The following is a 22964-nucleotide window of genomic DNA, read 5'->3' as shown; positions in this document are numbered from 1 at the left end:
CCCATCTCGCAGGCCGTGGCATCACTAGGGGGTGACTGCCTCCACGATGATACGGACGTCGATGGGGACGTTTCGGCACCGTTGAGATAAACTGTTTGAGTTTCTGCCATACCCCGCCACCAATATCAAAAAAGCACCATGAGCGATCACGGTGCTTTTTGATATTTCTGCCGCCTGCAAGCGCAGGCTAATCTTGCACGCTCTCACCGCTTGCATTGGTTTCGGCGCCCTCGTTGCCCTCTCCCTCCTTGGTACGGACTTCATTGAGAAAATCCTTCTGCTTGCGAGGACGGCCCACCGGCAACTTGCGCTGCCGACCGGGACGGACCCGCACCTCCTCGGGAACGGCGAAGAAATCACGCTTCTTGCGGCTGGCCCTGACCATGTCGGCCATGCCGGCCAGCAGTTGTGTCAGCGCGCTGCGCGTGGCCTTGTCGACGCTGCGGTAGCAGGCGATGAGCTGACTCTCTTCGGGGCTGGGCGTGGCGCCGCGTACACCGGTCAACACATAGGTGACATCGATGCCGATCGCATCCAGGCCGTGCAGATAGTAGGCGTCGGGGGCGGTTTCGCCAATTTCGTACTTGATCTGAGTGCGTGCGGTGATATCGAGATTATCGGCGATGGATTTCTGGGTGTGGCCGCAGCGGCTGCGCTCTTTGGCCAACCTATCACCAAGTGTTGTCAAATATTCGCTTTTATTCGATGACATATGAAAAGGACCTCTCCTAGGATATTGCTTTTGGACCAACAAGCCAGGAGACATCTTATGGCAGCGACGCAACAATCCGAACGCAAGCCCGCAAATGGAACATCCCGTCTGGTTAATTTTCGACTTACCCCGGCGGAATTCGAAGAAGCAGAACACTTTGCGAGACAAAGTTACCGCTCAAAGGCACTTTTCGTCCGTCTCATGTATTTGAGGGGACTGCAGGCCTATCAGCAGGATCTGAAAGAGGAGAAATAGCCGCGCGACCCTCTGCACGGGGCTGTTTTCGGCCTGCGGGATCGCCTTCAGCGCAGGAAATCCGCAACGGCGCGCAGCACCGCATCGGGCTGCTCCCGGTGGGGGACGTGGCCGCAACCTGGCAGGATGAGACTGCGCCCCTGCCCGGGAAATGCCTGCGGCTGCGTGGCGATCCTCTGCGGGTGCGCCAGCGATCCGTATTCATCCTCGTCGCCATGAATAGCCAGCACCGGGCAGTGCAGACGCGCCAGCGCCAGCGTCAGGGACCAGTTGGCAAACTCCGGCGCGAGCCAGGTCTCGGTCCAGGCTTCCAGCACCCACTGCGCCTTGTCCAGATCCTGGCCGTGATGACGCGCCAACCGGGCCAACTGGTCCGGATGGGCGAATTGTTCGCGCGCCTTGCGTATGCCTTGCAGGGTGCGGTCCTCGACGAAGGCTTGGGCCGATTCGGTGATCACCGCCACCACCCGCTCCGGCAGCGCCGCCGCGGCGGAGATGGCCATGCCGCCACCGACGCTGTGGCCCAACAGCACCACCTGGGCCAAGCCCAGTTGCTGCAGCACCGCCAGCAGCCATGGCCGGGCTTCTTCTGCAATGAAACCGGCCGCCAGACGATCCTGGCGCGCGCTGGACTGACCGAAGCCATAACGGTCGTAGGCCACTACTGCCCTTCCCGTTTGCTGCGACAGCTGCAAGGGGAAATCACGCCATAGCGACACCGCGCCCAGCGAATCGTGCAGCAGGACGATGGCCGGCAGCGGGCCATCCAGCCGGCCCCAGCTACTGGCATGCAGGCTGACCGCGCCAACCTCGATACGGTGATGCCTGGCCTCACTCATCTCGACCTCCCCATGGAAACAGGCGACGCCCACACTGGTTGCGCCAACGGCACAATCGGGATAGGGGCAGCCAGAACCTGGCCGATCCCCTCCCACACCACCCGGCGTGCGGGTCCGCACCGGGCGGTTCGAGTCGTTGAGGTCAACAGAGCCGAGGCACCCCGAGCCGGTCGAAGTAAGCGATGGGCATGGCTCGGTTCAGTCGATGGTAGCTGTTGCGCCACCATCGACAGCTATTGGCCGCCACCTTGGCGGCGTCCGCCTCCGAGGCGCCCAGCGCCCGCAATTTCCGGTATATCGTAGGCCCTCGACGCCAGTGCTTGAGTTGCAAGGCGCGTAGCCGGTGCCTGATCCACTCGTCGAGTTCACGGAACACCCGTGGCGTCTGCGCCAGCTGGAAGTATGCCTTCCAACCCGGCATATAGGTCCGCAGCCGTTCCGCTACCTCCGACAGGCTGCGCCCGCACGTGCGACGCGTCAACTCCCGGATACGCTGTTTGAAGGTCTTCATCGCCTTGCCCGCCACCGCGCATTTGATCTGTCCGTCCCGGCCTTGCCATAGGGCATATCCCAGGAACTTGCGGCCAGTCGCACGCGCCACCGCTGTCTTGGCTTCGTTGACCTTCAGGTGGAGTCGCCCATAGAGCTTGCGCAGGCCTTCCAGCACCCGTACACCCGCGCTCAAACTGCGTACATACACGTTGCAGTCGTCGGCATAGCGCACGAAGCGGTGTCCCCGTCTCTCCAATGCTCGATCCACCTCATCCAGCACCACATTGGCCAGCAGCGGCGACAGCGGCCCGCCTTGCGGCGTACCTTCGTAGCGTTCGCTGACCACCCCGCCATCCATGATCCCAGCCTCCAGGTAGCGACGTACCAGCCGCAGTACGGCCTTGTCCGCAATCCACCTCGATAGCCTTTCCATCAGTATGTCGTGGTTGACCCGATCAAAGAATTTCTCCAGATCCACATCGACCACCACCCGGTAGCCAGCCTGCACATGCTGCTGTGCCTTCAGCACCGCATCCCGTGCCCGCCGTCCCGGACGAAAGCCGTAACTGTGTTCCGAGAAGCTCGGATCAATCATGGGCTGCAATACTTGCAACAGAGCTTGTTGGATCAGCCTGTCCCTGACCGCCGGGATCCCCAATTCACGCAGGCCACCTTCAGGTTTCGGGATTTGGACTCGTCTGACCGGCTCCGGCCGGTAACTGCCATCCAGCAACGCTTCCCGTATCCTAGGCCATTGCGTTTTGAGGTCTTGCGCCGTCTCAGTGATCGACTTCCCATCCACCCCGGCACTGCCGCCATTGGCTTTGACGCGCTTCCACGCCTTCACCAGATTGGCTCTGGCGAGCACCTGCTCCAGCAGGCCTGCTCGCCCCGGACCTCCGGTGTCTTGATGCGCCGTCTGTGCTTCATCACGCAACCCTTCGGGCGTGGCTTCACCTCGCCTTACCGCGTCGCGCCCTGCTTGCGCAGGCTTCTGATGCAATGCACCTCCGAGCAACATGGCCTTCGGTCCTCCTACTCGTTCGGCCCTTCACCCCCAAATGGCGGCTACTATGGCCTCTGCTGACTCCTCGCTCCGGTTTCACACCGTCGCCCTTTCAGGCGTGAGGCGAGGTCTCCCCAGGTAAGAACGCACTCCTTCATCGCACAACCGCCGCATTTACGCCGCTTCGCCTTGGTCACAAGAGCTTCGCGGTTCTTTGCCCGCTCGCCCTGCTCGGCAGCGCCTTCTATGCGATTCTTGTTCATCGGCTCGCGATTTACGCTCCACGCTTCCTTCCCACACTTGGTCGCCCTCATGCAGTTGCGCTTCACTTCATTCACTGTGACCAGCTCATGGCGGGACTTGCACCCGCAGGAGTGCGCCCATGCTGGGCGCACAAAGAAAAGGCGCACCCGAGGGTGCGCCTTAAACAGCATTCAAGAGGTATGCCTCCCCCTTAATATACCGGACACGCTGTCAGCCAGGCGACGTGCGAGCCCCAGTATCACGCTGTGCGCATGCTGAGGCGGGCTCGTCGCCAGGCATCAGTGATGCGCACCGCCGCCCAGATAGGCGGCCTTGACCGCCGGGTCGTTCTGCAGTTTGTCGGCGGGTCCATGTACGGATATCTTGCCATTCTCCAACACATAGCCGTAATCCGCAACATTAAGCGCTGCCGCAGCGAACTGTTCGACCAGCAGCATGGTCACGCCCTGCTCCTTCAGACGCACGATGATGCGGAAGACCTCGTCGACCAGGATGGGCGCCAGCCCCATGGAGGGCTCGTCCAGCAGGATCACCTCGGGGTTCAGCATCACCGCCCGCGCCATGGCCAGCATCTGCTGCTCGCCGCCCGAGAGCGTACCGGCCAACTGGGCCTGCCGCTCCTTCAGGCGCGGGAACAGCTCCAGCGCACGCTCCAGGTCATGGGCGATGTCGCCCTTGGGACGCGCCCGGGTGAAGCGCGGGAAAGCGCCCAGGAGCAGGTTGTCGGTCACGCTCATGGTGGCGAAGACGCGCCGCCCTTCGGGCGAATGCGCCAGCCCGAAGCGGGCGATCTTGTGCGAATCCAGGCCGGTGATGTTCTTGCCGCCGAGCGTGACTTCCCCGCCCTTCGGTTTGATCATGCCGGAGATGGCGCGCATGGTGGTGGTCTTGCCGGCGCCGTTGGAACCGATCAGGGTCACCACCTTGCCCTTGGGTACCTCCATCGAAATGCCATGCAGCACCTCGACCTTGCCGTAAGCGGCGTGCAGATTGGAAATGGTCAGCATGTTCAGGCTCCCGCGGGGCTGGATGTGTTGTCGTGGGCATCGCCTGCGCCACTGCCGAGGTAGGCTTCGATGACCTTGGGGTCAGCCTGGACCTGGGCCGGCTTGCCTTCGGCGATCTTCTGGCCGAAGTCGAGCACGGTGACGGTATCGCAGATCGACATGACCACGTCCATGTGGTGCTCGATCAGGATGATGGTGATGCCGGCTTCGCGGATCTTGCGGATGATGGCGACGAGCTCCTTGATGTCCGGCGCGGTCAGGCCGGCAGCAGGTTCGTCCAGCAGCAGCAGGCTCGGGTTCAGGCCCAGTGCGCGGCCGATTTCGAGCAGGCGCTGCTTGCCGTAGGGCAGGTTGCGCGCCTCTTCATTGGCCAGGTTGGCCAGGCCGACGAACTCCAGGATGGCCGCTGCGCGTTCGCGTGCAGCCTGCTCTTCGCGCACATAACGCGGCGTATTGACCATCACATCGACCACATTGCTGTTGAAGGTGTGATGCAGGCCCACCAGCACGTTTTCAGTCGCCGTCATTTCACCGAACAGCTGCACGTTCTGGAAAGTACGCGCCACGCCGCCCAGGGCGATGGCCGAAGGCACATTGCCGGAGATCGGGCGGCCATCGTATTCCACCACGCCATCGGTGGGACGATAGATGCCGGTCAAGACGTTCATCATGGTGCTCTTGCCGGAACCGTTCGGTCCGATCAGGCCATGCACGGTACCCTTGCGCACATCCAGGTCAACGCGGTTGAGCGCCTTCAGGCCGCCGAACTGCATCAGGATCTGGTTGACCTTCAGCAGCGTCGCGCCGGCATCCTTGACCGAGTCGGTCGTGATGACGGCACGCTCCTTGTCACCGGCGATCTGCTGGGCCACCGGCACATGCTTGGTCAGCACGCGGCCAAACAGGGTGCGGCAGAAGCCGACGATACCGTCCTGCAGGTAATACACCACGAACAGGGTCATCAGACCAAAGATGGTCAGACGCCAGTCGGTGATGTTTTCCAGCTTATAGGAGAAGGCCGCCATGGCGATGGTCGCCACTACCGGCACGACCACGGCGCGCACGGTCTTGGTCTTGCGCGCCACCTGGACGCCCGCACCGGCCACTACAATCACCGCCAGCACGGTAGCGATCTGACGGAACAGCGCGATATCGGACAACAGGCTGGGCAGCATCACCACGATCAGCGCGCCGATGAGCGAGCCGATGCGCGACTTGCGACCGCCCATGATCACCGCCAGCAAGAACATGATGGTCAGCTCGAAGTTGTAGGTATTGGGCGAGATGTACTCTTCCGAATACGCGTACAGGGCTCCGGACAGACCGGCAAGAGCGGCGCTGATGATGAAGGCGTAGACCTTGTAGCGATACACTGACACGCCCATGCAGTCCGAGGCGATGGGGCTGTCGCGCAGCGCCTGGAAGGCGCGCCCCAGGTTGGACTTGAGGATACGGTGCACCACCAGCATGGAGAAGACCATCAGGATCGCCACCAGGTAGAAGAACTGCACTTCGCTCATCTTGTCGCCACCGATCATGGGCTTTTGCAGCTTGATACCCAGCGGACCTTCGGTGAGGAAGGTCATTTCGTTGATCAGGATCTGGATGATGGTGCCAAAGGCCAGCGTCACCATGGCCAGGTAAGGCCCGGTCACGCGCAGCGCCGGCAACGCCAGGATGGCGCCGAACACAGCCGTCACGGCAATGGCCGCCGGCACCGTCACGAAGATCGGCATGCCCAGCTTGAAGAAGAGCACGCCAGCCGCGTAGGAACCGATGCCGAACAGGCCGGCATGGCCCAGCGAGACCTGGCCGGTGTAGCCGACCACGATGTCCAGCCCGAACAGCAGGATGGCGTAGATGAGGATGGTTTCGATCAGGTGCAGGTAATACGGGTTGTGCACCACCATGGGAATGCCGCCCAGCGCGACAACGCCCAGCAAGGACAGCAGCAGGATTTTCTTGTTCATGGCATCAGACCTTCTTGATCGCAGTTTTGCCGAACAGGCCTGCAGGTTTCACCGCCAGCACCAGCAACAGCAGTACCAGTCCCGGAACTTCCTTGTAGCCGGTCGAGATGTAGAAGCCGGTCAAGGTCTCGGCCACGCCCAGGATCAGGCCGCCGACGATGGCGCCCATGCCCGAGGTCAGGCCGCCGATGATGGCCACCGCAAAGGCCTTCAGGCCCAGCGCCGCCCCCATGGTGGCGCCGGTCAGGGTCAGCGGCGCCACCAGCACGCCCGCGAACGCAGCCGTGGCCGAGGACAGCGCATAGGAGAAGGTGATCACCATGCTGGTATTGATGCCCATCAGGCCGGCGGCATCGCGGTCATTGGAGGTCGCCACCACGGCCTTGCCGTAGATGGATTTGCGGTTGAACAATTCGACCGCCGCCATGATCAGCAGCGCGCCCACCACCACCAGCACCTGCATGGGCTGCACGTTGGCGCCCAGGATCTGGAACGGTGCGCCCGAGATCGGCGAGGGGAACGGCAGGTCATCCTTGCCCCAGATGTTCTCGGCGACGTTCTTGAAGATGATGGCCAGTGCAATGGTGGACATGATCCAGCCGAACTCGGACTTGATCTTGATGGCCGGGCGTACCCCGATCCATTCCACGAACATGCCTTGCAGCGCGCCGAAGACCAGCACGATGGGGATCATCAGCCAGTAGTTGAGATAAGGTCCGCCGTGGATGTTGCCCACCACGGACAGCCCCACCAGCGCGCCCAGCATCAGGGCTTCGCCCTGGCCGAAGTTCAGTGTGCCGGAGGTGGCAAAGGTCAGTTGGTAACCGAAGGCGATCACGGCATAGATCATGCCGAGCGCGATCCCGGAGAAGACCAGTTGTAAAAGGATATCCATTGTATTTCCCAAGAAGCGGCTACCGCCGGGTGGCGGCACAGAGCTGCGACGATCCGCGGCGCGGTGCCACCGTGCCGTTAGGAATTCGTCAACAGATCGTATTAAAAAGGCCAGCCCCCGGATCGCAAGGACTGGCCTCTTCGACTACTGTGCGTGATGCGAGTCGAGTCTTATTTGCCGAGGATGACGCGGCCGTTCTTGACCTCGCCCATCACGACCATGGCAGGCTTGATGGCTTCGTGATCGTCGTGGGTGAACGGCTTGTCGTAGGTGGTGACCACGCCTTCGACCTTGGTGTTCAGGTTTTCCAGCGCAGCGCGGACCTTGTCGCCGTCAGTGGTGCCGGCTTGCTTGATGGCGGCGGCCAGCAGCAGGATGGAGTCGTAGCCTTGGGCTGCCGAGACGGCCGAGGGCATGCGGTCAACCTTGTAGGCTTTCTGGTAGGCCTCGATGAAGGCCTTGCGCTTCGGGGTGTTGCCGTCCTGGATGAAGGTCTGCGGCATGCGGGCGCCGTTGCCGTTCTTGCCGGAGTTGTCGATGAAGTTGCCCATCGACAGCGGCCAGCTGCCGATGATGGGCACGTGCCAGTTCAGCTTTTCCATGCCGTTGGCGATCTGCGCCAGTTCCGGGCCGATGCCATAGGTCAGCACCGCCTGGGCGCCGCCCTGCTTGGACTTGAGCAGTTGGGCCGTCATGTCCACATCCTTGATGTTGTACTTCTCGACGGCGACCGGGGTGACCTTCTTGTCAGCCAGCACCTTTTCCAGGTCTTCACGACCGAGCTGGCCGTAGTTGGTGGAGTCGGCCAGGATGGCGACCTTGGTGAACTTCTGCTTGTCCACGGCTTCGTCGGCGATCATCTTGGCCTGGATCTTGTCGGCAGCGGAGGTACGGAAGACGTAGTTGTCCTTTTCCTTCTCGAACTGCTTGGTGATCACGGTGCCGGTGGCCACGTTGTTGATGACGGGGATCTTGGCTTCCTGGTAGAAGCGCTGCGAGGCCAGGGCCACGCCGGTGTTGATGAAGCCGACGGTGGCGACCACTTTTTCCTTGTTGATCAGCTCCTGGGCGATCTGCACGCCGCGCTCGTTCTTGGCTTCGTCATCGCGCTCGATCAGCTGGATCTGGCGGCCCAGCAGGCCGCCGGCAGCGTTGATCTCGGCCACGGCCAGCTTGACGCCGTCACGCATGGACACGCCCATGGGGGCAGAACCGCCGGTGTAGGGACCGGACACGCCGATCTTGATCGGGTCGGCAGCCTGCGAGGTGAGCGCCAGGCTCATCAGGGCGGCAGCAACAAAGGCTTGGGTCTTGTATGTCATGTCATCCTCCAGAATGTAATTGTTGGCTTGCACATCGGTGACGGGCTAAGCGCTTTTTGAACCCGCTCCGTGTGAAACGAATTCTCCGCTCCCCCCGCTCTGTGGCGGTTCCTTGCGGGAGTGTCGGGCCGATTCTGTCCCAGTTTCCTTGCGCCAAACTTACAAGCTTGTCAGCAGCTGTCGCAGCTGTTCTGGCAGCGCGGTGGACTTTTCTTTCTTGAAATCAACCCAGACGATTTTTGCGGCACCGTCAGCATAAATGATCTGCTCGTCGGCCGCGTCGCGGATGATATACGTAGTTTCCACACTCGTGCGACCTAAATGACCCGCGGACATCTCCACACAGATGCGCGCCGGATACTTCATCTGGCGACGGAAATTGCAGTGGGCGTTGACGATGACGGGCCCCTCTTCGCCCGCGATGGTGGGTCCGAAGACCTCCTCGAGCCACTCGATGCGGCACTGCTCCATGAAGCGGAAATAGACCGTATTGTTGACGTGGCCGAACGCGTCCATGTCCCCCCAGCGGATGGTCTGCCGGGAGAGATACAACTGCTTGGAATTGGCCTGCGGGTGACTGCTCATCGTGGGTCCTTTTCAGGTTTGATTCATCAATGAATGTAATTTTTTTCATGCGGCGCGTCGGCGCGATGTCGCATTTACGACTCAGGGACCAAGTGCACTCTCAGGTCATTATCGAGTCATCAGACCACTAGGAGTGCTGCCCCTGCAGTCTGCGTCATGGCTGCCGGCTATGTCGAGACGACAAGACAATATAAGAGGACAGCGCAAAATCCAATAAAATAGCTGCATTCAGGGAAACATATTCCGGGTCCGGCACCCTGCCGCCCCGCACTTGCCTCTGCCTTGTCAACAGCAAACCGCCGGCAAGCGCACTAAAAGGATCTCAACTACAGGGAAATGCAGATTTCCTCTAGCGTTCCTTCGAAAAATAATTAACAATAGCACGATCGTTCGAAAACAGGCAGTTCATATAAACGGGACACCCATGACTTCTTCTCAAGACTTGATCGCTCAGTACGGCCCACGGGAATCGATGGAATACGACGTGGTCGTCGTCGGCGGCGGCCCGGCCGGCCTGTCGGCGGCCATCCGCCTCAAACAGCTGGCCGCCCAGCAGAACCGCGAGGTCTCGGTCTGTGTGCTGGAAAAAGGCAGCGAAGTCGGCGCCCATATCCTCTCCGGCGCAGTGATGGACCCGCGCGCACTGAGCGAACTGATCCCTGACTGGAAAGAGCAAGGCGCCCCGCTCAACACCCCAGTGACGGAAGACCGCTTCCTCTTCCTCTCCGCCAGCAAAGCCTACAAGACGCCCAACTGGCTCTTGCCCACCTGCTTCCAGAACCACGGCAACTACGTCATTTCGCTCTCCAACGTCACCCGCTGGCTGGGCCAGCAGGCTGAAGCCCTGGGCGTGGAGATCTTCCCCGGCTTCCCGGCAGCCGAGGTGCTCTATCACGAGGATGGCTCGGTCAAGGGCGTGGCCACCGGCAACATGGGCATCAACAAGGAAGGCGAACCCGGTCCGGAATTCCAGCTGGGCATGGAACTGCATGCCAAGTACACCTTCTTCGCCGAAGGTGCACGCGGCCACCTGGGCAAGCAGCTGATCAGCAAGTACCAATTGGACGCCGGCCGCGATCCGCAAACCTATGCCATCGGCATCAAGGAACTGTGGGAAGTGAAGCCGGAAATCCACCAGCCTGGCCTGGTCGTGCACACCGCCGGCTGGCCGCTGGACAACGATACCTATGGCGGCTCCTTCCTCTATCACCTGGAAAACAACCAGGTGGCGGTTGGCTACGTGGTCGGCCTGGCCTATGAAAACCCCTACCTCTCGCCCTTCGAGGAATTCCAGCGCTACAAGACCCACCCCGAGATCCGCAAGTTCTTCGAAGGCGGCAAGCGCATCTCCTACGGCGCCCGCGCCATTACCGCCGGCGGCGTGCAGTCCCTGCCCAAGCTGGTCTTCCCGGGCGGCGCGCTGCTCGGTTGCGATGCCGGTTTCCTCAATGCCTCGCGCATCAAGGGCAGCCATGCCGCCATCAAGAGCGGCATGCTGGCCGCCGACGCCGCCTTCCACGCGCTGGGCGAGAACCGCCAGTCCGATGAACTGTCGGCCTACCCCGCCGCCTTCGAGGCCTCGTGGCTCAAGGAAGAGCTGCACAAGGCGCGCAACTTCAAGCCCTCGATGAGCAAGGGCCTGGTGACCGGCACACTGCTGGTGGGCATCGACCAGGTGCTCTTCGGCGGCAAGGCGCCGTGGACGCTGCGTCACAGCCATGCCGACCACGAATGCCTCAAGCCGGCCAGCAACTACGCTCCCATTGCCTATCCCAAGCCGGATGGCAAGCTGACCTTCGACCGGCTGTCGTCGGTCTTCATCTCCAACACCAACCACGGCGAAGATCAGCCGGCGCACCTGACGCTCAAGGACAAGAACGTGCCGGTGCAGGTCAACCTGGCCAAGTATGCGGGCCCGGAATCGCGCTACTGCCCGGCGGGTGTCTACGAATTCATCAAGAACGAAGACAATAGCGACCGGCTCCAGATCAACGCCCAGAACTGCGTCCACTGCAAGACCTGCGACATCAAGGACCCGACCCAGAACATCGTCTGGGTCACGCCCGAAGGGGGCGGCGGACCGAACTACTCCGGCATGTAATGCAAAACGCTGGTTCCAGAAACACCAAAGCCGCATCCAAGGATGCGGCTTTTTTACGGGCTGACGCAGCGGCGGCTCAGACGCCGGCCGGACGCGGTGGCGGCGTCCATGCCCCGCTCAGGATCTTCTCCAGCCAGAACACGCCGATCACGGTCTTCACGTCGGTGATCTCGCCATTGCGCACCTGTTCCAGCAGTTCTTCCAGCGGCGCCTTGTAGATATCGAGGAACTCACCCTCATCGAGCTTGCGTTCGCCTTGCGTCAGTCCGCGCGCTACGTACAGCACCAGATGTTCGTCCGAGTAGGCGATGGCGTTATGGATGGTGCAGACATACTGCCATTCGGCAGCGCTGTAACCGGTCTCTTCCTGCAGCTCGCGCTTGGCGCAATCCAGGGTATCTTCGCCCGGATCGATCTTGCCGGCGGGGAACTCGATGAAGACGCGGTGCAAGGGGTAGCGGAACTGGCGCTCCATCAGCACGCTGCCATCGTCGAACAGCGGCAGCACCGCGACTGCGCCGGGATGCTTGATGTACTCGCGTACGGCATGCTTGCCGTCGGGCAGGATGACCGTATCCTGCTGCACCTTGAGGAAGTGGCCGGTGTAGACCTGGCGATTGTCTTTCTGGGTCTCTTTGAGATGGGCGTCCATGTGATGACCGTAGAAGGTGGAGGAGCGATCAGGGGAGATGGCCGGGCTCACGCGGCCTCGGGACGCCCGGGCTCATCGCCAGGCGATCCCCCAGCCCGCACTGGCCGGCGGGGCAGTCGGAAACTCAGGCGTTGCTCTTGCGCAGATAGCGCATCACATAGCCGGGGTAGGCCAACACCAGGAACAGACAGCCAGTGATGGCATAGAATTCCCAGCCCTGCGAGAAGACATTACCCACGCCGGCTTCGAGCAGGTGAGCAACGACGCCGACGACAAAGTAAAGCACCAGCAACTCGAGCAGACGCAGCCAGACCGGCTTGACCCAGGCGGCATCCTTCTTCAACGGGATGAGCGCGAACAATTGCTGGTTCAAGAACGGCAAATTGGCCGCGAGCGCGGCCAACAGGATGACGATCCAGCTGAACAGGGAAATATTCATTCCCCTGTTCCCTTAGGCGACGACCTTGCTGAGGAAGGTCGCCAGCGTGGTCACGATGGCATTGGTGCAGGCATCCATCAGGTGACCCGGCCACAGGCCGATGGCCAGGGCGGCGATACCGTTGAGGCTCAGCACGACGCGCATCTCGGGCGTAGCGACGATCTTGCTGTTGTCAGCCGGCTCGTCGAAGTACATCACCTTGACCACACGGATGTAGTAGAACGCGCCGATCAGCGAGAAGATCACCGCCAGCACCGGCAGCCAGATCTGGCCGGTGGCCATGGCCGCCTGCAGCACCGACAGCTTGGCGTAGAAGCCCACCAGCGGCGGGATGCCAGCCAGCGAGAACATCATGATCATCATCACGGCGGCAAACCACGGGCTGCGCTGGTTGAGGCCCTTGAAGTCATCCAGGGTGTCGGCTTCGAAGCCCGAGCGCGACAGCAGGATGATCACGCCGAAGGAGCCCAGCGTGGTGATCACGTAGGTCACCGCGTAGAACAGCGAGGAGCTGTAGGCGTTCACGGCCGAGAACAGGTTGCCGTCGACCACGCCCGACATCATGCCCAAGAGCATGAAGCCCATGTGCGAGATGGTCGAGTAGGCGAGCATACGCTTGATGTTGGTCTGCGCGATGGCGGTGACGTTACCCAGGATGATGGACAGCACGGCCAGCACCATCAGCATCTGCTGCCAATCCACGGCCAGCGGCAGCATGCCTTCGACCAGCAGACGGAAGGTGATGGCGAAGGTGGCCAGCTTCGGTGCGGCACCCAGCAGCAGGGTCACCGGCGTGGGCGAACCCTGGTAGACGTCAGGCACCCACATGTGGAAGGGAACAGCGCCCAGCTTGAAGGCCAGACCGGCCACCACGAAGACGATGCCGAACACCAGCGGAGTACGGTCAACGGTACCGGAGACGATGGCGCGGAAGACTTCGTTCAACTCCAGCGCACCGCCGGTCGCACCATAGAGCATGGACATGCCGTACAGCAGGAAGCCGGAAGCCAGCGCACCCAGGATGAAGTACTTCATGCCGGCTTCGGTGGAAGCAGCGTGGTCACGGCGCAGGGCCACCAGCGCGTACAGCGACAGCGACATCAGTTCCAGGCCCAGGTAAATGGACAGGAAGCTGTTGCCGGAGATCATGACCATCTGGCCCAGCAGCGCGAACAGCGCCAGGGCGTAGTATTCGCCGCCGAGCATGCCGCCGGTGATGCCGCGCGCAGTGTTGTACTGGCGCGAGTAGATCAGCGTGACGCCCACACCCAGGTAGGTGAACAGCTTCAACAGGTTGGCCAGCGGATCGGACACGAACATGTTGTTGAACGTGTAGACCGTAGCGCCCGTGTTGAGGTCGGCAAAGGTCAGTACCGCGCACACCACCAGCGCTGCCAGCGACAGCAGATAGGTGATGACGCGCTTGCTTTCCGGCAGGAACATATCGATCAGCAGGATCGCGGAAGTTGCGATCAGCAGAAATATTTCCGGATAGACAGGGATCAGATTCATGTTATTCATTTAGTTACTACCGCTTGTGTTCGCCCGCTTGTGTCGCGACTTCCCGCCGCGCCGCCCGACCGGCAATATCACACCGGCTCGTCTCGTTACTCGTTGTTGCCCAGCTTCTTTGTCGGCGGGACGCAAGCGCCCCGCCCTTCACATCTTTACTGCGCAGATCAGTTGATCTTGGAGACCGCCACGTGCTTCAACAGGTCGGTCACCGAGGTCTGGATGCTGTCGGTGATGATGCCCGGATAGACACCCATGACCAGGGTCGCAATCGCCAGCAGACCCAGGATCAGGAACTCGCGGCCATTGAGGTCCACCAGCTCGGCCACGTGATGGTTGGTCACGGCGCCGAAGATGACGCGCTTGGCCAGCCACAGCGAGTAGGCCGCACCCAGGATCAGGGCGGTGGCAGCCAACAAGCCGATCCAGAAGTTGAACTTCACTGCACCCAGGATCACCATGAATTCGCCAACGAAACCGGAAGTGGCCGGCAGGCCGCAGTTGGCCAGCGAGAACAGGATGAAGAAGAAGGCGAAGCGCGGCATCTTGTTGACCACACCGCCGTACTGCGAAATCTCGCGGGTATGCATCTGGTCATACAGCACGCCGATACACATGAACATCGCGCCGGAGACGAAGCCGTGCGAGATCATCTGCACGATACCGCCCTGCACTGCCATGTCGTTGAACATGAAGAAGCCCAGGGTGACGAAGCCCATGTGGGCGATCGACGAATAGGCCACCAGTTTCTTCATGTCCTGCTGTACCAGGGCCACCAGACCGATGTAGATCACGGCCACCAGCGACAGGAAGATCATGAAGCCGGACAGCGCATGGCTGGCGTCAGGCAGGATGGGCAGCGAGAAGCGCAGGAAACCGTAGGCGCCCAGCTTGAGCATGATCGCGGCCAGCACGATGGAGCCGCCGGTCGGCGCCTGCACGTGGGCGTCCGGCAGCCAGGTGTGCACCGGCCACATTGGCACCTTCACCGCGAAGGCTGCCAGGAAGGCGAAGAACAAGACCTTCTGCTCGATCATCGACAGCGGCACCTGATGCCAGGTCGGGATCTCGAAGCTGCCGCCCGACACGTAGTACAGGTAGATCAGCGCGATCAGCATCAAGAGCGAACCCAAGAGCGTGTACAGGAACAGCTTGAAGGCTGCATACACGCGGTTGTCGCCGCCCCAGACGCCCACGATGATGAACATCGGGATCAAGGTCGCTTCGAAGAAGGCGTAGAACAGCATCGCATCCAGCGACGAGAACACACCGACCATGATGCCCGAAAGGATCAGGAAGGCGCCCATGTACTGGGCCACGCGCTTCTGGATCACCACCCAGCCGGCCAGCACCACGATGACGGTGATGAAGGCGGTCAGCGGCACGAACCACAGCGAGATGCCGTCCAGGCCCAGGAAATAGCTGATGTTGAAACGATCGATCCAGGGCGTCTTTTCGACGAACTGGTAACCGTGCGCCAGCGGATCGAAATGCTGGATCAGCGGGAAAGTAACGACCAGGCCGACCAGCGAACCGAACAGCGCCAGCCAGCGGGCCAGGCCCGGATTGCTGTCGCGGCCCAGTGCCAGGACGAGGATGCCGAAGACGATCGGTACCCAGATCGCGAGGCTCAGGATGGGAAATGTTGACTGCATCATGGTTGTTATCTACTCGGACAGCTTATTTGGCGAACGGGAACGGCATGAACCACACCAGGAAACCCAGCACCCCGATGATCATCACGAACGCATAGTGATAGATGTAACCGGACTGCCAGAGACGCGTGAATTTCGAGAACCAGCCGACGACCTTGGCGCTGCCGTTGACGAACAGGCCGTCGATGATGCCACGGTCGCCCACGGTGGACAGTCCGCTGCCCAGCAGGCGGGCACCGCCGGCGAAGACGACTTCATTGAACTTGTCCATGTAGTACTTGTTGTCCAGGATGGTGTAGATGATGCTGAACTTTTCCTTGAACCAGGCCGGCACGCGCGGGTTGATCATGTAGCAGTAGTACGCCACGACCACACCGGCGATGGCCAGCCACAGCGGCGCGCTGGTGAAGGCGTGCAGCACCATGGCCACCGGACCGTGGTATTCGTGGGCCAGTTCTTCCATGACCTTGTGGTTGTCGCCGAAGAAGATCACGCCCTTGAAGAAGTCGCCATACAGCATCGGCGAGATCGCGAAGAAACCGACGATGACCGAGGGAATGGCCAGCAGGATCAGCGGCAAGGTCACCACCAGCGGCGACTCGTGCGGCTTCTGGCCCGGGGCCAGTCCGTGATGGTGTTCATCATGGCCATGGTCATCATGTGCATCGTGGGCATGGTCATCATGCACGCCATGGGCCGCAGCCGGGGCGTGATGATCATCATGGCCGTGGGCCTGACCGAAACGCTCCTTGCCATGGAAGACCATGAAGTACATGCGGAAGGAGTAGAAGGCGGTCACGAAAACGCTGGCCAGCACGGCGAAGTAGGCAAAGCCCGAACCTGCCAGGTGCGACTCGGCCGCGGCTTCGATGATCGAATCCTTGGAGTAGAAGCCCGAGAAGAACGGTGTGCCGATCAGGGCCAGCGAACCCAGCAGCGAAGTGATCCAGGTGATGGGCATGTATTTGCGCAGGCCGCCCATGTTGCGCATGTCCTGGTCGTGGTGCATGCCGATGATGACCGAACCGGCGCCCAGGAACAGCAGCGCCTTGAAGAAGGCGTGGGTCATCAGGTGGAACACGGCCACCGAGTAGGCCGATGCGCCCAGGGCGACGGTCATGTAACCCAGCTGCGACAGCGTGGAATAAGCCACCACGCGCTTGATGTCGTTCTGCATGGTGCCCAGGAAGCCCATGAACAGCGCCGTGATGGCACCGATCACCAGGATGAAGGACAGCGCGGTGTCGGACAGTTCGAACAGCGGCGACATGCGGGTGACCATGAAGATGCCGGCCGTCACCATGGTGGCGGCGTGGATCAGCGCGGAAATCGGGGTCGGGCCTTCCATCGAGTCCGGCAACCAGACGTGCAGCGGGAACTGGGCCGACTTGCCCATCGCACCCACGAACAGGCAGATGCAGGCCACGGTCAACAGCATCCAGTCAGTACCCGGCAGGGTCAGCTGGGCCAGCTCGGCGCGCTTGTCGAAGACTTCGGTGTAGTTCATCGAACCGGCATAGGCCAGCAGCAGGCCGATGCCCAGGATGAAGCCGAAGTCACCCACGCGGTTGACCAGGAAGGCCTTCATGTTGGCCTTGATGGCGGTCGGACGGGTGTACCAGAAACCGATCAGCAGATAGGACACCAGGCCCACCGCTTCCCAGCCGAAGAACAGCTGCAGGAAGTTGTTGCTCATGACCAGCATGAGCATGGAGAAGGTGAACAGCGAGATGTAGGAGAAGAAGCGGTTGTAGCCTTCATCTTCGGCCATGTAGCCGATGGTGTAGATGTGGACCATCAGGGACACGAAGGTCACCACGCACATCATCATCGCCGTCAGGCTGTCGACCATGAAGCCGATCTCCAGCTTGAGGCCGGCCACCGTCATCCAGTTGTACAGCGTACCGTTGTAGGTGGCGCCGTCCAGCACTGCGAGCAGGGTCTGGATGGAGATGATGGCGGCGATCAGCACGCCCAGGATGGTCGCGGTATGCGACACCTTGCGGCCAACGACGTTGCCGAAGAATTTGGTACCCAACAGACCGGCGATGGCCGAACCTGCCAGCGGCGCCAGGGGTACAGCAAGAAGAAGATGTGGGTTAAGTTGCCCAGCCATGATGAACCTTATCGCTTATTGGCTGCCCCGCCTGCACCATCTGCTGCAAGGGGGCCTCCCATCTTTAAATGAAATCCAAACCAGAACGCAAGAACAGGACGCTGCGGATGCCGACTCAGCCCTTGAGGCTGTCGAGGTCTTCCACGTTGATGGTATCCAGGTTACGGAACAGCACCACCAGAATCGCCAGACCGATCGCGGATTCAGCCGCAGCCACGGTCAGGATGAAGAACACGAAGATCTGTCCGCCCGCGTCACCGAGGTAATGCGAGAAAGCAATGAAGTTCATGTTGACCGCAAGCAGCATCAGTTCGATCGCCATCAACAGCACGATGACGTTCTTGCGGTTCAGGAAAATGCCGACGATCGAGATCGCGAACAGGATCGCGCCGATGATCAGGTAGTGGGAGAGCGTGATTGCCATGATTCTTGATCGCCCTTCTTAAGATTGTTGACCGGCGGCCGGCTTGTCTGCCGCAGCGGCGGCGTCGGCGGGCGGCTCGTTACGGGTGGACTCGGCCTTCATGCTGACCAGGCGCACGCGGTCCGACGCCTTGACCTTGACGGCCTTGGCCGGGTCGAAGTACTTGCTGTCCTTGCGGCGGCGCAAAGTCAGGGCCACGGCGGCGACGATGGCCACCAGCAGGATGACGGCAGCGATTTCGAAGGCGTAGACGTATTCGGTGAAGATCAGCTTGCCCAGCGGCTTGGTCTGGCCCAGCGTATCGGAGGCGGCAGGCACCTGCGTTTCCGGGGTCCAGAAGCTGCGCAGCAGCACGGCGGCCATTTCCAGCACGATGATCACGCCGATGGTCGCGGCCAGCGGGAAGTAACCCCAGAAGCCCTCACGCAGCTTGTCCATGTTGATATCGAGCATCATCACCACGAACAGGAACAGCACCATCACCGCACCGACATAGACCAGCACCAGCACGATGGCCAGGAACTCGGCCTTGAGCAGCATCCAGATACCGGCTGCCGAGAAGAAGGACAGCACCAGGAAGAGCGCCGCATGCACCGGGTTGCGGGCCGTGATGACGCGTACGGCGGCGATCACCAGGATCACCGCGAACACGTAGAACAAGACAGTTTTAAATTCCATAATCAACCAGAAGTTGGTTCATTCAATCAGCACGGGACGGCAAGCACCGGCCACCCCTCGCAATCCATCCGACATCGTCCTGCGACTTCCCCTACCCTGCCCGACCACCCTGTCCTGCAGGGCGGCCCGGCAGCACCATCAACGGTAGGCAGCGTCAGCGGCGCGGGCAGCGGCGATTTCGTTTTCGTAACGATCACCCACGGCCAGCAGCATTTCCTTGGTGTAGTACAGGTCGCCCCGCTTTTCACCGTGGTATTCCAGGATGTGCGTTTCGACGATCGAGTCGACCGGGCAGGACTCTTCGCAGAAACCGCAGAAAATGCACTTGGTCAGGTCGATGTCGTAGCGGCTGGTGCGACGGGTACCGTCAGCACGCTGCTCGGACTCGATCGTGATGGCCATGGCCGGGCAGACCGCTTCGCACAGTTTGCAGGCGATGCAGCGTTCTTCACCGTTGGGATAACGGCGCAGCGCATGCAGACCACGGAAACGCGGCGACATCGGCGTTTTTTCCTCGGGGAATTGCACCGTGATCTTGCGCTTGAACAGGTAGCGACCCGTCAGGGCCAGGCCCTTGAACAGCTCGCGGAGCATCAGGCTGCCGAAAAAATCCTTAATAGCTTCCATTTTTAGCCTCAGCCTTCCAACTTATTTCCAGATATTCCACGGCGACTGAATCCAGATCGCCACGACCACCAGCCACACCAGGGTCAGCGGAATGAACACTTTCCAGCCCAGACGCATGATCTGGTCATAGCGGTAGCGCGGGAACGATGCGCGGATCCACACGTACAGCGACAGGAAGAAGAAGGTCTTCAAGCCCAGCCAGATCCAGCCCGGGATGAAGTCCAGCGCCGACACCGGAGCCGACCAGCCGCCGAAGAACAGCAGTGCGGTCAGGATCGAGATCAGGATCATCGCGGCGTATTCAGCCAGGAAGAACATGGCGAAGGACATGCCCGAGTACTCGATCATGTGACCGGCCACGATTTCGGATTCACCTTCCACCACGTCGAAGGGGTGGCGGTTGGTCTCGGCCACGCCGGAGACGAAGTAGATCACGAAGATCGGCAGCAGCGGCAGCCAGTTCCACGACAGGAAGTTCAGGCCCATGCTGGCGAAGTGACCCTGGGTCTGGCCCATGACGATGTCGGTCATGTTCAGGCTACCCGAGACCATCAGCACCACCACCAGGCAGAAGCCCATGGAGATTTCGTAGGACACCATCTGTGCCGAGGCGCGCATCGCACCCAGGAAAGCGTACTTCGAGTTGGAGGCCCAGCCGGCGATGATGATGCCGTAGACTTCCATCGAGGTAATCGCCATCAGGTACAGCAGACCGGCGTTGACATTGGCCAGCACGTGTTCCGGCGAGAACGGCACCACCGCCCAGGCGGCCAGCGCCGGCATGATGGTCATCACTGGCGCCAGGTAGAAGAGCGCCTTGTTGGCCTTGGACGGGGTCGAGATTTCCTTGAAGATCAGCTTGACGGCATCAGCGATGGGCTGCAGCAGGCCGGCCGGACCGACGCGGTTGGGGCCCAGACGCACGTGCATCCAGCCGATCAGCTTGCGCTCCCAGTAGGTCATGTAGGCCACGCACACCAGCAGCGGCACCATCACCGCCAGGATCTTGACCAGCGTCCACACCAGGGTGAACAGGGTCGGACCCAGGTAGGCCGGGCCTACCGTATTGATTTGGGCGATCAGGTGATCCATTTTTACGCTTTCTCCACGACGATTGCGCCAAACATGCCGCCCAGTGCAGCCGTGGAGGCGTGCGCAGCAGCGACGCGAACCACGTTTTCCGGCAGTTTCTTATCGATGGCTGCGGTCAGCGCTACGCTGCCCGAGCCTTGCTTGACCTTGACCTGGTCGCCTTCGGCCACACCCAGCTTGGACGCCAGTGCTGCCGACAGCCATGCCTTGGGCGCCTGGCCGTCACGGGTTTCCAGCAGCGGCGCGGAACGGCGTGCAATCGGATCGGCGAAGTAGATGGGCACATCGGCCACGCGCTCGACTTCAGCGGCGGCGGTCGAGACAGCCTGCAGCGGTACGGAGGCGAGGTTGTTCAGGCGCGCCGACAGGTCGGTCTCCTTGCCCAGCAGTTCGTCACGGATGGACTCGGACGTCTCGTACTCGAAGTTTTCCAGTTCCAGCAGGTTGCCCAGCACGCGCAGGACCTTCCAGCCCGGACGCGCATCGCCGGCCGGCTTGACGGTGCCGTTGAAGCTCTGGGCGCGGCCTTCGGCGTTGACGAAGGTGCCGGAGGTCTCGGTGAAGGGAGCGATCGGCAGCAGCACGTCGGCGTAGTCGGCGCCATGCTTGAAGGCCGACATCACCACGACCATATCGGCCTGCTTGAGGGCGGCGCTGGCGGCTTGCGGGTCGTAGCTATCCAGTTCCGGTTCAGCGTTGAGCAGCAGGTAAGCCTTGCGCGGCTGTGCGAAAACCGCAGCAGCCTTGCCCGCAGCCGGCACGGCGTTGGCCAGGTAGCCGCCCACGGCGTTGCCGCCTTCGGTCAGCACACCCAGCTTGGCGCCGGTCTGTTCTGCGATCCATTGTGCGGCAGCGTGCAGTTGCGCCGCTTGCGGATGCTGCACGGCGGCGTTACCCAGGAACACGCCCTTGGCGTCGCCCGACAGCAGGCTGGCCGCAGTGGCCTTGGCGGCATCCGAGGCCGTCACGCCAGCGTAGGCCGACGGTGCTGCCACACCCTTGGCTTCGGCCACGGCCACGGCCACTTCGGCCAGGGCGGAGAGCCATGCCGAGGGCGCGGCGATGATCTTGTTGGCGATCGGCATGAGCAGATCGTCGTCGGTGGCGTGCAGCACGCTGACCTTGGCGCCGCTCTTGGCGGACTGGCGCAGGCGGGCCGACAGCAGCGGGTGGTCCTTGCGCAGGAAGGAACCGATCACGAAGACGCGGTTCAGCTGCGAGAATTCGACGATGGACATGCCCAGCCACGGCTTGATCTGGCCATCCAGGCCGAAGTCCGATTGACGCAGGCGGAAATCGACGTTCTCCGAACCGACGCCGCGCACGATCTTCTGCAGCAGGCTCAGTTCTTCCAGCGTGGAGTACGGGGTACCCAGCGCGGCGATGGCATCAGCGCCGTGTTCGTAACGGATGTTGCGCAGGCCGTGGGCGACGTATTCCAGCGCGGTCTGCCAGTCCACTTCCTGCCACTTGCCGTCCTGCTTCAACATCGGCTTGGTCAGGCGTTGTTCGCTGTCCAGCGCTTCGTAGGCGAAACGGTCCTTGTCGGAGATCCAGCACTCGTTGACTTCTTCGTTTTCGAAGGGCAGCACGCGCATGACCTTGCCATTCTTGACCTGCACGATCAGGTTGGCACCGACGCTGTCATGCGGGCTCACCGACTTGCGGCGCGACAGTTCCCAGGTACGGGCGCTGTAGCGGAACGGCTTGGAGGTCAGGGCACCGACCGGGCACAGGTCGATCATGTTGCCCGACAGTTCGGAGTCCACGGTCTTGCCGACGAAGGTGGTGATCTCGGAATGTTCACCGCGACCCAGCATGCCCAGTTCCATCACGCCGGCCACTTCCTGGCCGAAGCGCACACAGCGGGTGCAGTGGATGCAGCGGTTCATTTCCTTCATGGAGATCAGCGGACCGACGTCCTTGGGCTCCACGACACGCTTTTCTTCCTGGTAGCGCGAGGAGGAACCGCCGTAACCGACGGCCAGATCCTGCAGCTGGCACTCACCGCCCTGGTCGCAGATGGGGCAATCCAGCGGGTGGTTGATCAGGAGGAATTCCATCACGCCCTTCTGGGCCTTGACGGCCTTGTCGCTGGCGGTGCGCACGATCATGCCGTTGTTGACCGGCGTGGCGCAGGCAGGCAGCGGCTTCGGGGCCTTCTCGACCTCGACCAGGCACATGCGGCAGTTAGCCGCGATGGACAGTTTCTTGTGATAGCAGAAGTGAGGAATGTACGTGCCGAGTTTATTGGCAGCGTCCATGACCATGCTGCCTTCCTGCACTTCAACCTTCTTGCCGTCTATTTCGATTTCAACCAT

General features: G+C 61.5%; 20 protein-coding genes. 2 read left to right on the top strand and 18 right to left on the bottom strand.

Annotated features, from left to right (window positions below):
* Positions 1-187: 187 nt before the first annotated feature.
* Complete coding sequence (locus BGK68_RS27520) at positions 188-712, bottom strand: helix-turn-helix domain-containing protein (protein ID WP_075257795.1); 525 nt, start codon at positions 710-712, stop codon at positions 188-190.
* A 57-nt stretch (positions 713-769) separates the two neighbouring features.
* Between BGK68_RS27520 and BGK68_RS15235 the strand changes: the two genes are divergently transcribed.
* Entirely contained in the window at positions 770-967 is a 198-nt protein-coding gene (locus BGK68_RS15235; RefSeq protein ID WP_075257794.1) for a hypothetical protein, read from the top strand.
* Positions 968-1014: 47 nt separating this feature from the next.
* Here BGK68_RS15235 and BGK68_RS15230 read toward each other — a convergent pair whose 3' ends face one another.
* From BGK68_RS15230 to BGK68_RS15195, 7 genes are all read right to left on the bottom strand, one after another.
* On the bottom strand, positions 1015-1806 hold the full coding sequence (locus BGK68_RS15230; protein ID WP_075257793.1) for an alpha/beta fold hydrolase: 792 nt from the start codon (positions 1804-1806) through the stop codon (positions 1015-1017).
* A gap of 142 nt (positions 1807-1948) precedes the next feature.
* Positions 1949-3319: a group II intron reverse transcriptase/maturase gene (gene ltrA, locus BGK68_RS15225; protein WP_075257535.1), complete on the bottom strand. Its 1371-nt coding sequence runs from the start codon at positions 3317-3319 to the stop codon at positions 1949-1951.
* Between the two features lie 527 nt (positions 3320-3846).
* Positions 3847-4575, bottom strand: a complete 729-nt coding sequence (locus BGK68_RS15215; RefSeq protein WP_075257792.1) for an ABC transporter ATP-binding protein — start codon at positions 4573-4575, stop codon at positions 3847-3849.
* Between the two features lie 2 nt (positions 4576-4577).
* Positions 4578-6545, bottom strand: a complete 1968-nt coding sequence (locus tag BGK68_RS15210) for a branched-chain amino acid ABC transporter ATP-binding protein/permease (RefSeq protein WP_075257791.1) — start codon at positions 6543-6545, stop codon at positions 4578-4580.
* A gap of 4 nt (positions 6546-6549) precedes the next feature.
* On the bottom strand, positions 6550-7440 hold the full coding sequence (locus BGK68_RS15205; RefSeq protein WP_075257790.1) for a branched-chain amino acid ABC transporter permease: 891 nt from the start codon (positions 7438-7440) through the stop codon (positions 6550-6552).
* A gap of 170 nt (positions 7441-7610) precedes the next feature.
* Complete coding sequence (locus tag BGK68_RS15200) at positions 7611-8762, bottom strand: ABC transporter substrate-binding protein (protein WP_013233790.1); 1152 nt, start codon at positions 8760-8762, stop codon at positions 7611-7613.
* Between the two features lie 159 nt (positions 8763-8921).
* The gene (locus BGK68_RS15195) at positions 8922-9347 is read right to left on the bottom strand and encodes an acyl-CoA thioesterase (protein ID WP_013233789.1); all 426 of its coding nucleotides are present in this window, start codon (positions 9345-9347) and stop codon (positions 8922-8924) included.
* Between the two features lie 424 nt (positions 9348-9771).
* Between BGK68_RS15195 and BGK68_RS15190 the strand changes: the two genes are divergently transcribed.
* Positions 9772-11448: an electron transfer flavoprotein-ubiquinone oxidoreductase gene (locus BGK68_RS15190; protein ID WP_075257789.1), complete on the top strand. Its 1677-nt coding sequence runs from the start codon at positions 9772-9774 to the stop codon at positions 11446-11448.
* A 76-nt stretch (positions 11449-11524) separates the two neighbouring features.
* Here the strand turns inward: BGK68_RS15190 and BGK68_RS15185 are convergent, their stop codons facing one another.
* The 10 genes from BGK68_RS15185 to nuoG all read right to left on the bottom strand — a co-directional run bounded on the left by BGK68_RS15185 (position 11525) and on the right by nuoG (position 22964).
* Positions 11525-12100, bottom strand: a complete 576-nt coding sequence (locus BGK68_RS15185; RefSeq protein ID WP_075259847.1) for an NUDIX domain-containing protein — start codon at positions 12098-12100, stop codon at positions 11525-11527.
* A 124-nt stretch (positions 12101-12224) separates the two neighbouring features.
* Positions 12225-12539, bottom strand: a complete 315-nt coding sequence (locus tag BGK68_RS15180; protein ID WP_075257788.1) for a DUF2818 family protein — start codon at positions 12537-12539, stop codon at positions 12225-12227.
* 12 nt (positions 12540-12551) lie between these two features.
* Positions 12552-14060 carry an NADH-quinone oxidoreductase subunit NuoN gene (nuoN, locus tag BGK68_RS15175; protein ID WP_075257787.1) on the bottom strand — a complete coding sequence of 503 codons (1509 nt, stop codon included), beginning with the start codon at positions 14058-14060 and terminating at the stop codon, positions 12552-12554.
* A gap of 158 nt (positions 14061-14218) precedes the next feature.
* Positions 14219-15709, bottom strand: a complete 1491-nt coding sequence (locus BGK68_RS15170) for an NADH-quinone oxidoreductase subunit M (protein WP_075257786.1) — start codon at positions 15707-15709, stop codon at positions 14219-14221.
* A 22-nt stretch (positions 15710-15731) separates the two neighbouring features.
* Entirely contained in the window at positions 15732-17822 is a 2091-nt protein-coding gene (gene nuoL / locus BGK68_RS15165) for an NADH-quinone oxidoreductase subunit L (protein WP_075257785.1), read from the bottom strand.
* Between the two features lie 115 nt (positions 17823-17937).
* Complete coding sequence (nuoK, locus tag BGK68_RS15160) at positions 17938-18246, bottom strand: NADH-quinone oxidoreductase subunit NuoK (RefSeq protein ID WP_013233782.1); 309 nt, start codon at positions 18244-18246, stop codon at positions 17938-17940.
* An 18-nt stretch (positions 18247-18264) separates the two neighbouring features.
* Complete coding sequence (locus BGK68_RS15155) at positions 18265-18924, bottom strand: NADH-quinone oxidoreductase subunit J (protein ID WP_075257784.1); 660 nt, start codon at positions 18922-18924, stop codon at positions 18265-18267.
* A gap of 138 nt (positions 18925-19062) precedes the next feature.
* Positions 19063-19551 (bottom strand): NADH-quinone oxidoreductase subunit NuoI, encoded by a 489-nt coding sequence (nuoI, locus tag BGK68_RS15150; RefSeq protein WP_006712947.1) that lies wholly within the window; start codon positions 19549-19551, stop codon positions 19063-19065.
* 21 nt (positions 19552-19572) lie between these two features.
* Positions 19573-20643, bottom strand: coding sequence for an NADH-quinone oxidoreductase subunit NuoH (gene nuoH / locus BGK68_RS15145; RefSeq protein ID WP_075257783.1), 1071 nt, complete (start codon positions 20641-20643; stop codon positions 19573-19575).
* Positions 20644-20645: 2 nt separating this feature from the next.
* Entirely contained in the window at positions 20646-22964 is a 2319-nt protein-coding gene (nuoG, locus tag BGK68_RS15140; RefSeq protein ID WP_075257782.1) for an NADH-quinone oxidoreductase subunit NuoG, read from the bottom strand.

This window comes from Herbaspirillum camelliae (assembly GCF_001929405.1).
GTDB classification, from domain to species: domain Bacteria; phylum Pseudomonadota; class Gammaproteobacteria; order Burkholderiales; family Burkholderiaceae_D; genus Herbaspirillum; species Herbaspirillum seropedicae.
This window is presented reverse-complemented; position numbering and strand designations above follow the sequence as displayed.